This is a genomic window from Pantoea phosphatilytica (assembly GCF_051025615.1).
GTDB lineage: Bacteria > Pseudomonadota > Gammaproteobacteria > Enterobacterales > Enterobacteriaceae > Pantoea.
In genome coordinates this window covers 1-12,057 of sequence record NZ_JBPFDF010000007.1, presented here as the reverse complement: position 1 = coordinate 12,057, position 12,057 = coordinate 1, and the positions used below count along the sequence as shown (strand labels likewise).

Sequence of the window (12,057 nt, the reverse complement as noted above, 5' to 3'; positions counted from 1 at the left end):
TACCGGGCACGCAAAACTGGGATCCCTGACTATCCTGAAAGAAAGGATGACTATCAGGAGAGAATGATGAAATTTTTCTACTTCGTTTCGCTTATCGCCTCTGCGCTCTATTTGCTGGTGTTTCTGCCCAAACTTCGCACCCGGCGCGAACCTATTGCCTACTGGGGCTGCTGGACTTATCTGGGGGCTAACGCCATCTTCTGGGCGGTTTATGGCGTTCTGAATTACATTTAGGGCAGGATGACCGGCAAAGCGGGAAAACTCGCCCGTATCAGCGCTATCGTGATGATAAATCAGGTCCGGAAATCTGGAATTTAACGTTATCCGGCCCCTGCCCTGACGACATCCGCTCTCTGCGCCACGGAAGGTGAATAGCGGCCGCTAAAATCTTTCCGGTTGCCGCACGGCAGCAGAAGTTCTCCCCGGGCGGTCTTGTGCGATATAGTGGCAGCACTATCGTGAACATCTCTGGATAACAGGTAACATCGGCAATGGCTCTGATCCCAAAAAACTATTCGCGGCTGGAAAGTGGCTACCGTGAGAAAGCCCTTAAAATCTATCCGTGGGTCTGTGGACGCTGCTCACGCGAGTTCGTCTACTCTAATCTGCGTGAACTGACGGTACATCACATCGATCACGACCATACGAACAACCCGGAAGATGGCAGTAACTGGGAGTTACTCTGTCTTTATTGTCATGACCACGAGCACTCGAAGTACACCGAGGCCGATCAGTATGGTACCCGCGTGGTGGCTGGCGAAGATGCTCAGAAAGATGTGGGTGAGGCGACCTACAACCCGTTCGCCGACCTGAAGTCGATGCTGAACGGCAAGAAGTAAGATCCGCTCCTGCTGCCTGTCAGACGCGTCAGTCTGGTCTGACAGGAACATTTCCGTCCTGAACATGCGATCCCGCACTTCTCCCGGGGCGGTGTCGCTGTTCCATAAAATTTGTGCGGTCTGCGCACCTGACAGGATGAACAGTCAGGAGTTAACAGACTCACTATTCGAAAGTAAACGAGGAGCAGAAGGATGATCGCTAAAGAGAACGCAGAGCACTATAACTGGGGCGACGGTTGCGATGGCTGGTACCTGATGAACCGTCCGGATATGTTAATTATTCACGAGAGAATGCCGCCCGGCACCTGTGAGCAAAGACATTTTCATGCTTCATCCAGGCAGTTCTTTTTTGTCCTTCAGGGTGTGCTGACAATGGAACTGGACGGCACCCTCCACGATATCGCTGCGCAGCAGGGTATCGAGATCCCGCCACAGTCGAAGCACCAGGCCCGCAATAACCGCGATGAACCGGTAGAGTTTATGGTGATCTCCCATCCTACTACGCGGGGAGATCGTACCGATGTTCCCTGACAGGTGAGCCGGACAACGGCTCAGGCCATGACGGCAGCATCCGCCCCGCCTTCTGCCTGTTCAGGCCGGTTTATCAGTAACGCTTGACCCGGCGGTCAGCGCCACCGGGTATGGCCGATCGGCCAGAGCGTTATTTGCCTCCCTGACGCGGATAACAATAAACCGAAGCCGGGTATGTCATCTGCAGTTAAATAATGCACTGAACAGAACGTGCGGTAATAACCCGCCGTTATTTACCCATAAACTTCTGCACTATCCTGCCTTCGTTACGCTAATAACGCTTTCCGGGCCGCCGATTTACGCCGATGCGCACATAACAGAAGCCTGGCAGAAAGGCATTTCCGTACCATAAATAAGTGGTTCCCGGAATGACTATTTTAAAACAGGCAATTAGCTTTAATCCGCCTGTTGCTTAGCATAATCCTTCACCACGTCTTGAACAATTTCCGGCAGGCCGTTCCGGTTATTTCCCCGTTAATCCCGTAAGCGATTTTTCTTATTTCGTGCGTCTGTTATGCCAGCAGCGGTCTATCGAAACATTTTGAGAAAGATTTTCGGTAAATAATAGCCGGAACCCACATCGCTATGCGCTTTTCTGTACCAGAATTAACCCATAACAAAATAGAGACAATGTGGAGCATTATGAAAGAGCAAAATCGCACAAAGGGCATCGCACCCTATAGCGGAGCGGCTGGCGGCTGGGGGGCTTTAAAGGCCGTTGCAGACGCGATCCGCGGCCAGATGGCGGTAAAACAGGATGTGATCGCCCTTTTCAAAGTCAATCAGCCACAGGGTTTTGACTGCCCTGGCTGCGCCTGGCCCGATCCGCAGCACGCGTCCTCTTTTGAGTTCTGTGAAAATGGTGCAAAAGCTGTTTCATGGGAAGCCACCAGCAAACGCACCACACCAGAGTTTTTTGCCGCACACAAGGTAAGCGAGTTGTGGGAGCGCAGTGCCCTGCATCTGGAGGGAGAAGGCCGCCTGACCCATCCGATGAAATATGATGCCGCAACCGACACCTATCAGCCCATCGAATGGGAGACGGCCTTCCGCGAAATCGGTGAGCATCTGCGCAGCTATGATGACCCGGATAGTGTGGAGTTCTACACCTCGGGCCGCGCCTCCAATGAAGCGGCGTTTCTGTGGCAGCTCTTCGCCCGCGAGTATGGCACCAACAATTTCCCCGACTGTTCGAACATGTGCCATGAGCCGACCAGCGTCGGACTGCCGGAGTCGATTGGCGTCGGAAAGGGTACGGTCGAACTGGAAGATTTCGATCACTGCGATCTGGTGCTCTGCATCGGCCACAACCCCGGCACCAACCATCCGCGCATGCTGGGCACGCTGCGGGAAGTCTCTAAACGCGGGGCGACGATCGTCGCAATTAATCCGCTGCGGGAACGCGGCCTGGAGCGATTCACCTCGCCGCAGAGCCCGATCGAGATGCTCTCCATGAGTTCGACCGAGCTGGCTTCGACCTACTACAAAGTACGGGTTGGCGGTGATGCGGCGATGCTGAAAGGAGTGATGAAGATCCTGATTAGCATGCATGAAGAGGCGCTGAGCACGGGCAAACCCGGCGTGATCGATGAAGCGTTTATTCGTGAACACACAGAAGGCTTTGAGACGCTGAAAGCGGACCTGGAGAGCACCGACTGGGCGCATATCCTGAAAGTCTCCGGCATGGCGCGTGAAGAGATCCAGCATATCGCACGTCTTTACGCCAGCGCCGAACGCACCATCATCTGTTACGGCATGGGGATCACCCAGCATCAGTATGGCACCCAGAACGTTCAGCAAATCGCGAACCTGCTTCTGATGCGCGGCAATATCGGTAAGCCCGGTGCGGGCATCTGTCCGTTACGCGGTCACTCTAACGTGCAGGGCGACCGCACGGTAGGTATCACCGAGATCCCGCCGCAATCGCTGCTGGATAACCTGGAGAAAGTGTTTGGTTTTCGTCCGCCACAGAAGCATGGTCATGGCGCGATTGAGGCGATTAAGGCAATGCGCGATGGCAAAGCGAAAGCCCTGCTCTGCCTCGGCGGCAACCTGGCGGAGGCGATTTCCGATCCTCAGGTGACCTTCCCGGCAATGCGCAACCTCGATCTGGTCGTGCATATGGCAACCAAGCTGAACCGTTCACATCTGCTACTGGGTAAGCACAACTATCTGCTGCCGGTGCTGGGCCGTACTGAAACCGATATGCAGGCAACCGGCGCACAGAGCGTGACCGTGGAAGATTCAATGTCGATGGTGCATGCCTCGCGCGGCTCACTGGATCCGGCGTCGCCGCATCTGAAATCTGAACCGGCGCTGGTCGCTTCGCTGGCCAAAGCAACACTGCCAGACAGCGTGGTGGACTGGTCAGCCATGGTTGCCGACTACAGCCGCATCCGTGACGCCATCGAGGCGGTTTTCCCGGCGTTTGAAAACTTTAACCAGCGTATCAGACATCCTGGCGGCTTCCGGCTCTACAACGCGGCGTCAGAGCGCGTCTGGCTGACCCCTTCTGGCCGTGCGCAGTTTAAGGTGATGCAGGGCATCAATGAAGATCCCCGCTCGCTCAAGTGCCATGATCTGGTGCTGACCACGCTGCGCAGTCATGACCAGTACAACACCACCCTCTACGGGCTTAATGACCGCTATCGTGGCGTGACGGGCCGTCGCGATGTGCTGTTTATTAACGGCGAAGAGGCGGAAAGACGGCAGGTGCGGAGCGGTGACCGTGTTGATCTGGTGGCGCTGGATCCGGCGGGTAATCCCACGTCGCGCCAGATGAAGAACCTGACCATCGTGATTATCGATATGGCACCAGGTTCAGTTGGCGCTTACTACCCGGAAGCCAACGTGATGGTTCCGCTCGACAGTCACGATACCAAAAGCGGCATTCCGGCGTACAAGAGCATCCCCATCGCCATGACGCGTGTCACTGACGAAACCGAAACCACCTCGGGCATGTTACGTTAACCTCCTGTTCTGTCAGCGTGACCGGACGCCTGGTCACGCTGTTTTCCTCAGCTTCTCCCCTCTTCCTTGCCGGTTTTTCCCGTTAAGCACAGCGCGTGAAGCATCATCTGTTGCGGCATCGTATACACTACAAAGCGGAATACCGCTTTCATGAACGACCATCTCTTTACTGCCTGCGCTGACGGTCAGCGCCCTACCGGAAAATTGCCATGTTTCACCTGATTTTCAGCTTACCCAGCTGGTATGTCATTGCGCGCGTTATTATTCCTTTGTCTCTGCCTCTGGCCCTGAAGCTCCTGCTCTCCGCTCTGGTGCTGCTGGCCTCACAGTATCTGCTGGTGAGTCGCTTCACGTCGGGCGGCCTCTTCTCCGCTGAAATGCCCCGCCTCATCATCATTCTGTTCAACTGGGCTTACAGCACGGTTCTGCTGCTGGCGCTGTTACAGATGCTGATGGATGCCGTGATGCTGCTCGCCCTGCTGCTGCGTCATCCGCTGGAGCTGGTTCCCGGCGTGCGCTACCTGGCCGTTTGCCTGGCGATGGGGCTGGCGGTGGTCGGGGTGCAGCAGGCTATCCGGGTTCCGCCGGTGAAAGAGGTGACGCTGGTGTTACCCAACCTGCCCGCGGAGTTCGAGGGTTATCAGCTTCTGCAACTGACGGACCTGCACATTACCCGGCTGTTTAATGCCGCCTGGACCCGCGCGATGGTGGAACGGGCGATGTCCCTGAACGCCGATCTGATCGTAGTGACGGGCGATGTCATTGATGGCAGCCTGGCGCACCGGCGGCATGATGTTGCGCCGCTGAGCGGGCTTGCCGCTCCTGACGGCGTCTGGGCAATTACCGGCAACCACGAATATTTCTTTCATCAGGCGATCTGGACAGCCCATCTGGCGTCGCTCGGGCTGCAGCCGCTACTTAACAGTCATACCGTCATCCGGCGCGGCAACGCGAAGCTGGTGATCGCCGGTCTGCCGGATGCCTCCGCGCCCGGCAGAAACGCGACCGGACCCGATCTGGCGCGCGCGCTGGACCAGGCACCAGACGACGCGCCCGTGATCCTGCTGGATCATCAGCCCCGCAATGCCCGTCAGAACGCGGCACGGGGCGTGGATGTGCAGCTCTCCGGTCATACGCATGGCGGCCTGATTATCGGGCTGGATCGGCTGTTTGCGAAGCCCAACGCTGGCTTCGTCTCCGGGCTTTATCAGGTCGATAGGATGCAGCTTTATGTGAATAACGGCACGGCGCTCTGGCCGGGCATGGCGGTCCGGCTGGGCCGCCCCTCGGAACTGACGCGGATCACCCTGCGTCGTCAGCCGCAGTAGCCTCTCGCCAGCCGATGAGTGGGCGGATTTCGCCGGACGGCATAAGCTTGAGTGAGATAAAGGAGATCACTATGACGATGTTATGTACCGCCTGCGGCACCGGTTACCCTCTTCAGGCCACCTATCCGCACTGCAAAATCTGTGAGGATGAGCGCCAGTTTGTTCCGGCCGACGGTCAGCACTGGATCGCGCTGGACGCGCTGCGCGCGACCCATGCCAATCAGTGGAAGGCGCACAGCGACAGGCTGCTGAGTATCAAAACCGTGCCGGCCTTTGCCATTAATCAGCGCGCCTTTCTGCTGCGCACCCCGCACGGCAATGTGCTCTGGGACTGCATTGCCAATCTGGATGACGCCACCTGCACCCTGATCACGGCGCTGGGCGGCATTGATGCGATTGCGATTTCGCATCCGCATTACTACACCACCATGCAGGAGTGGGCCGAAGCCTTTGACGCGCCCATTCATCTGCACGCCCGCGATCGGCAGTGGATTGTGCGGGAGAGTCCGCATATCCGCTTCTGGGAGGGGGAATCACTGACGCTGATGCCCTCCGTTACGCTGATACGACTGGGCGGACATTTTCCCGGCGGCAACGTGCTGCACTGGGATGAGCATGGCGGCGTCGTGCTGGCGGGTGACATTATTCAGGTTACGCCGGGTGCGCATGGCGCGTCCTTTATGTGGAGCTATCCCAATATGCTACCGCTGTCGGCCGCAACGGCAGGCGATATTCTGCACCGGCTTTCCGGCGTGACGTTTGATCGGCTCTATGGTGCTTTTGACGGTCAGGATATGCCTTACCAGGCTAAAGAGAAGGTGATGCGGTCGGGAAAACGCTATCTGGCCTGTCTGCGGGATCATCAGGCATAGCGGGATGGAATGCCTGAAAGCAGACAGCCACCCGCAGGTGGCTGTCTGGCGCCGTTATGCCGTCTGGAACACGGCCACCATCGTGCGAAGCTGCCCTGCCCGCGCGGCCAGCTCATCGGCTGACGAGGCTGACTCTTCCACCAGCACGGCGTTCTGCTGCGTTACCTGATCCATCTGGTTCACCGCAATATTGACCTGCAGGATGCCGCTGCTCTGCTCTTCCGATGAGGAGGAGATATCACGCATCAGCTGAGAGGTCTGTTCAATGGCGCTGACGCTCTGCTTCACCTTGTCGCTGGCGTTCTGCGCCATCGCAATGCCTTCCTGCGCATGACCCACTGACTGCTCGATCAGGCCCTTGATCTCTTTTGCTGCACTGGCCGAACGTTGTGCCAGCGCCCGGACTTCGGAGGCCACCACCGCAAACCCTTTGCCCTGCTCACCGGCACGCGCCGCTTCCACCGCCGCATTCAGCGCCAGAATATTGGTCTGGAAGGCGATGCTGTCGATGACCGAGGTAATCTCTTCAATTTTACCCGAGCTGCCACGGATTTTATGCATGGTTTCCATCACGGAATCCATGGCGGCCCCACTGGAGAGTGCCGCCTGGGTCGCGGACTCGGCGCGATCCGAGGCAAAGCGGGTGTTATCCGCATTCTGCTGAATGATGGCGGCCAGCTGCTCCATACTGGCCGCCGTTTCCGCCAGTGAAGCCGCCTGCTCCTCGGTGCGTGACGACAGGTCACCATTGCCGCGCGCGATCTCTTCCGATGAATTTGCAATCGTGGCAGCGTTGGTTTTGATATCGGACACCAGCTGGGAAAGACGCTGCTGCATGCGCAGCAGTGCATTCAGCAATTCCGCCATTTCGTTGCTGCCGGAAACGGTCATCAGTGCCGTCAGGTCGCCTGCTGCCACACGGCTGGCCACTTCTACCGCCTCTTTGACCGGACGCGTTACCGAGCGGGTGATCATGACAGCCACAATAATGGCCAGCAGCGCCACCGTCAGCAGGCCTGCCAGCAGCAGATACTGTGACTGGCGTTTCTGTTCGATCTGAACCTCCATCATCTGCTCCAGCCGGATGCTGCTCTGGTTGCCCAGTTCGGCGTAACGGTTGATCGCCTGCGTGAAGACCCGGACATATTCAACCGGTGCCACGCTGGCGTGCCCGCTGACAAAAATGCTATCCGCCAGCTGCAGCGCATCCTGTGCCTGCTGACCGGCTTCCTGAGCCAGCCCGGAAAAGGCACTTTTCAGCGCCGGTTCAATGGAAAAAACTTTGTCCATGTTTTTGCTGAACTGCGTCAGCGCCGTTCTGCCGTTGTCGATTTGAAACGCCAGACGACTGCGATCGGTATCTGAGATGTTACCGGACGCAATCAGCGAGGTGCCATTGGCGCGGATCTGACCCAGGGTTTCAGTCAGCAGCGGCAGGCGGCTGTAAATACTGACGATCAGCTGATAGGTATTTAAATCTGCATCCAGCGAGAGCTGATAGAAATCCAGCACATCCTGATTCGTATCAAGCAGACTCTGAATCAGATGCGCGTGGCGTGTCAGGCTGGTTGCCAGCGTCAGCTGGCCCGCATTGATATCATTCTGCAACTGATCCCACTCCTGAGTAACCCGCTGCAGCAACTTCAGCGGAGGCGCCTGTTCATCATCCTTGCGCAGATCGTCCTCAATCGTCCGGATTAACGTGTTGATTTGTGTTACCAGTTCCATACGGGGTGCGTTATCTGCCTTATTCAGGGAGATGGCGATAGCGCTCTCTGCACGATGGCGCTGCAACAGGTTGAGAAGTTTCAGGACTTTTTTCTCAACCGGTATACCCGATAGCTCAACATTTTTAGTTTCAATAAGTTCATTGCCCGTCTGCATAAACAGGAAGGTAGGGAGAATAAACAGTATTAACGCAAATGAACCCAGTAACAGGAACTTCGCAGGTAAATTAATCCGGTCGAGTATTTTCTTCATTATTTCCGCTCTGATGTGTGTGAGGTGTGCAGGGGAGCCATGCACAAAATGTGTGATGTAATTTTATTTTTACCTTTTTTGTGCCATAGCCATACGCGCCCTATCTGGCGAAATAATGCTATGAACAAAGGGGATTCCTTTAAACGTTCAGAAATACATATCACAACGGAAAGGAGTATAGGTTGCGTTCTGTTATTTTACAGTGGATAAAATGACGATATTTACTGCAACTTTCGCTTAAGCCAAACCCGATAATATACATACAAAACAGAGAGATAAATCAATAGTACTGCATTAAATCATTTTGGCCGTTAGCCTGACTTCAGCATGGGTGCGATGAAAAAAAATAAATTCAAGATAAACAGGTCGTCGCCGATAACTGCGCTTCGCGCTCTGTCTTATCAATTATCATTCCGCTATTAACCACTATCCCCTCTTTCAACTGAAATAGCGCCGCCACCGCCTGTACCTCTGAAGAGGTAATCTGTTCTTTCCTTTTTTATTATGAAATCGTTTTCATCCATTTTTAACACAGGCGTCTGTTTTACTTTTCGCAGGAATAAAAAAAGCCCCCATAGTGTGGAGGCCATGATATGACGCATCAGCAATCAGAAGCTTTCCCAGTTTGCCTGCGCCATATCGATGCGCTGGCGCTCAGGCCAGGGCGGCTGAAAAGCCGGTCGACGCAAAGACGCCGCCTGCGGCTGCGGCGCGGCACGTCTGTTACTCTCCAGCGTAAAGCTGGCGACCAGGCCTGACAGCGTCTCCGCCTGCTCCTGTAGCGATTTCGAGGCGGATGACGCTTCTTCCACCAGCGAGGCGTTCTGCTGTGTCACCTCATCCATCTGGCCAATCGCCTGATGAACCTGCTCAATGCCTTTGCTCTGCTCAGACGTTGCCGCTGCAATCTCATTGACCAGATCGGCGACCTGCTGAATTGCCTGCCGGACATTTTCACTGTTTGAACCGACTCCGCCTGCCTGCTCTAAGCCCTGTTCAACCTGTGAAACGGACGTTGAAATCAGATCCTTAATCTCGCGTGCGGCAGAAGAGGAGCGCTGTGCAAGGTTACGCACTTCGGAGGCGACCACCGCAAAGCCGCGGCCATGTTCACCGGCACGCGCCGCTTCAACCGCCGCATTCAGTGCCAGAATATTGGTCTGAAACGCGATACCCTCGATCAGCCCGGTGATTTCAGAGATTTTGGCCGAGCTGGCGCGGATATCATCCATCGTTGTCAGCATCTGCTTCACGGCTGTGCCATTCTGGATTGACATCTGATTGGCGCTATTGGCCAGTGTGCTGGCCTGATTTGCGCCTTCTGCGTTCTGCCGCACCGTTTCGCTCAGCGTCGCCATACTGGCGGACGTCTGCTCCAGCGAAGCCGCCTGCTCTTCGGTACGCGCCGAAAGATCTTCATTGCCCGCTGCGATCTGCGTCGAACCGGTGCTGACCGATTGTGCTGCGTGACTGACAGAGAGCAGCGTGCCGGATACCCGGGCCAGCAGCTGGTTGAAGGCTGACGCCGTTTTGCTGATTTCATCCTTTCCGCGAACCTCAGCCGTCTGGGTCAGGTCAAGGGTATGACTCACCTGCGTCATGGTATTGACCATGCCAGTCAGACTTTTTCTGATGCCCAGGATAACCCTGGTGGAGAAGGCAGCCAGTATCAGGATCAACAGCAGTGAGCCGCCCGACATCCCCCACAGGGTCCGGGCGTAGATGCGCTTGTTCTCAGCGCGGAGCTGTTCGCCAATGTCGATATTCAACTGAATCTGACGGGTGTAATCGGACTCCAGCTTGCGGGCTGCGGCACCTATACCATTCTCGCCCTGTAGCAGTGGCAACGTGACGTTGTCATCATGGGCGCGCGATGCGGCCAGAAAGGCGGGTAATGCGCTGCGCACGGCATCCAGGTCTTTTTCAGCCTGCTCAGTTAATGCCCTGTCTTCTTCATTCGAGATGTCGTTCGCCATGTAATAGGCATTCAACGCCTTAATCTGCTGCAGCAGATTCTCGATACGCTCTTCCGCAGCCGGAAACTTTTCCGCATCGCGGGTGCTGTGATGGCGATAAAGCGCGATGCCCAACTGATTGGTGACGCTGATCGATTTGTTCAGGTCGCGAATGCTGGGCACCGCATTAGTCTGCACATATTCGAAACGCGACTGAAAGCCCGAAATGACAGATAAAGAAATAATCACCAATGCAATCAGCGACATTGCAAGCAGTGAGAAGATTAGCATAAGACGCTGTGTAATAGTCATGAAGAGATCCCCGGTAGAAGATAAAACTAAAAATGGCCAACATGCCGATCATTCTTATCGGCGGCCGAGTGCGGGGCTTTAACGGATCACAGCGCCGTTATTTTTATCTTGCGACTGTCAAAAAATGAACTAAGTAAGAGCCCGACGCTTGCAGGCTGCGTGCGACTGTTAGCGGTATTGGTGGCAACGCCACCGGCCATGCCGGGCTACCTCTCTCTGCTGTATAGCCCTGCGCATCCGACACCCTTTCGCCCCTGCTCTGGTCTCCCTGCCGGAGTGATACGCTGCCGGCGATCGGATCGTCACCTATAAGATGGCCCTCCGGGTTCAGGCACGTTCAGGTAATCTGCCTGATCAGACATAAAGAGAAGAGACGCGAATAGGCTGCCCTGCGGTTGTTTAACTTAACAGCGAACTCAGCGGTCAGCCTGCTGACCGCGACAGGCTGAGATTTTAGCCATTTGTGGCAGGGCCAGATTAAATCAGTGAATCGGCTGGCGGAATGCTGATTCTGGTCTATGCTCACTGGCCCGACCAGGCTTAAGCCTGTCAGGAATCAATAACGCGTACAATAAAAAAGGTCGTTGTCATGAATTTAGCTCAATTTGAAACCAGAACCGGTCTTTGGCCACACATGCAATTTACGGACGTTGAATATGAAGTGTGCAGCAGAGGCGTGGAGATCTACGCCATCGATGTCAGCCGCCAGACCAAAAGCAAGCTGTTCATCTGTCGCGTTGCAAATGAGCAGCAGGCCGCCTCGCTGACAGCGCAGTTTAAAGAAGGGTTACCGAAGATAAAGCTCAAAAAACGCAAAATCGCGATGAAGCGGGCCAGCATCGCCTGTGAGAAAAGCGCTGTTACCAGTGCAAACTATCAGGATCGGGCTGCACAGCGTCAGTCTGCCTCCAGAGCCTGACTGGAGAACAGGCCGGCGTTTTCAGCGGCGGCCGGCCCTGGGATGCCTGCCTTTATCTTTGTTCTGGTGCTGCGGCGCGTTGAAAGGCGCATCGCGGCAACCTGACACAGACGGCACTTCCCCGCCTCAACGGAGATGTCACGGAAAGCAGAGACAGGGTTCACTGATTTGCCACGCGCGTTGTGCTGTCGCAAAGTCGCGGGGAGTGACAGAACAGCGCGCCCACGTCATCGCGCCGTATCGCTTCCCTGAATGCGGTCTGGATCTCATGATCCCGAAACTTACACCTGGGTAGGGGCATCCTCTAAGCAGGAAGTCACTGTGCTGATAAACAGTGGAAGGGATCAGGTC

General features: G+C 55.7%; 9 protein-coding genes. 7 read left to right on the top strand and 2 right to left on the bottom strand.

Annotation, left to right across the window (positions count from 1 at the left end; all coding sequences use genetic code 11):
- Positions 1 to 63: 63 nt before the first annotated feature.
- From ACR6AS_RS19020 to ACR6AS_RS18995, 6 genes are all read left to right on the top strand, one after another.
- A complete protein-coding gene (locus ACR6AS_RS19020; RefSeq protein ID WP_158527479.1) occupies positions 64 to 234 on the top strand; it encodes a hypothetical protein in 171 nt (56 codons plus the stop codon).
- 257 nt (positions 235 to 491) lie between these two features.
- Entirely contained in the window at positions 492 to 839 is a 348-nt protein-coding gene (gene yajD, locus ACR6AS_RS19015) for an HNH nuclease YajD (protein ID WP_434163506.1), read from the top strand.
- A 192-nt stretch (positions 840 to 1,031) separates the two neighbouring features.
- Entirely contained in the window at positions 1,032 to 1,370 is a 339-nt protein-coding gene (locus ACR6AS_RS19010) for a cupin domain-containing protein (protein ID WP_111138325.1), read from the top strand.
- A 642-nt stretch (positions 1,371 to 2,012) separates the two neighbouring features.
- On the top strand, positions 2,013 to 4,340 hold the full coding sequence (locus tag ACR6AS_RS19005; RefSeq protein ID WP_418799609.1) for an FdhF/YdeP family oxidoreductase: 2,328 nt from the start codon (positions 2,013 to 2,015) through the stop codon (positions 4,338 to 4,340).
- A 209-nt stretch (positions 4,341 to 4,549) separates the two neighbouring features.
- Positions 4,550 to 5,668: a metallophosphoesterase gene (locus tag ACR6AS_RS19000; protein WP_434163505.1), complete on the top strand. Its 1,119-nt coding sequence runs from the start codon at positions 4,550 to 4,552 to the stop codon at positions 5,666 to 5,668.
- 71 nt (positions 5,669 to 5,739) lie between these two features.
- The gene (locus ACR6AS_RS18995; RefSeq protein WP_418799603.1) at positions 5,740 to 6,540 is read left to right on the top strand and encodes an MBL fold metallo-hydrolase; all 801 of its coding nucleotides are present in this window, start codon (positions 5,740 to 5,742) and stop codon (positions 6,538 to 6,540) included.
- Between the two features lie 54 nt (positions 6,541 to 6,594).
- Here ACR6AS_RS18995 and ACR6AS_RS18990 read toward each other — a convergent pair whose 3' ends face one another.
- Positions 6,595 to 8,520, bottom strand: a complete 1,926-nt coding sequence (locus ACR6AS_RS18990; RefSeq protein ID WP_434163504.1) for a methyl-accepting chemotaxis protein — start codon at positions 8,518 to 8,520, stop codon at positions 6,595 to 6,597.
- Positions 8,521 to 9,128: 608 nt separating this feature from the next.
- Positions 9,129 to 10,787, bottom strand: coding sequence for a methyl-accepting chemotaxis protein (locus ACR6AS_RS18985; protein ID WP_111138330.1), 1,659 nt, complete (start codon positions 10,785 to 10,787; stop codon positions 9,129 to 9,131).
- 634 nt (positions 10,788 to 11,421) lie between these two features.
- Between ACR6AS_RS18985 and ACR6AS_RS18980 the strand changes: the two genes are divergently transcribed.
- Positions 11,422 to 11,706 (top strand): hypothetical protein, encoded by a 285-nt coding sequence (locus ACR6AS_RS18980; RefSeq protein ID WP_233498941.1) that lies wholly within the window; start codon positions 11,422 to 11,424, stop codon positions 11,704 to 11,706.
- Positions 11,707 to 12,057 lie beyond the last annotated feature (351 nt).

Bases quoted from the DNA above. Each gene is read 5' to 3' on its own strand.
- ACR6AS_RS19020 (WP_158527479.1), top strand. From the start codon at position 64: ATGATGAAATTTTTCTACTTCGTTTCGCTTATCGCCTCTGCGCTCTAT.
- yajD (WP_434163506.1), top strand. From the start codon at position 492: ATGGCTCTGATCCCAAAAAACTATTCGCGGCTGGAAAGTGGCTACCGT.
- ACR6AS_RS19010 (WP_111138325.1), top strand. From the start codon at position 1,032: ATGATCGCTAAAGAGAACGCAGAGCACTATAACTGGGGCGACGGTTGC.
- ACR6AS_RS19005 (WP_418799609.1), top strand. From the start codon at position 2,013: ATGAAAGAGCAAAATCGCACAAAGGGCATCGCACCCTATAGCGGAGCG.
- ACR6AS_RS19000 (WP_434163505.1), top strand. From the start codon at position 4,550: ATGTTTCACCTGATTTTCAGCTTACCCAGCTGGTATGTCATTGCGCGC.
- ACR6AS_RS18995 (WP_418799603.1), top strand. From the start codon at position 5,740: ATGACGATGTTATGTACCGCCTGCGGCACCGGTTACCCTCTTCAGGCC.
- ACR6AS_RS18990 (WP_434163504.1), bottom strand. From the start codon at position 8,520: ATGAAGAAAATACTCGACCGGATTAATTTACCTGCGAAGTTCCTGTTA.
- ACR6AS_RS18985 (WP_111138330.1), bottom strand. From the start codon at position 10,787: ATGACTATTACACAGCGTCTTATGCTAATCTTCTCACTGCTTGCAATG.
- ACR6AS_RS18980 (WP_233498941.1), top strand. From the start codon at position 11,422: ATGCAATTTACGGACGTTGAATATGAAGTGTGCAGCAGAGGCGTGGAG.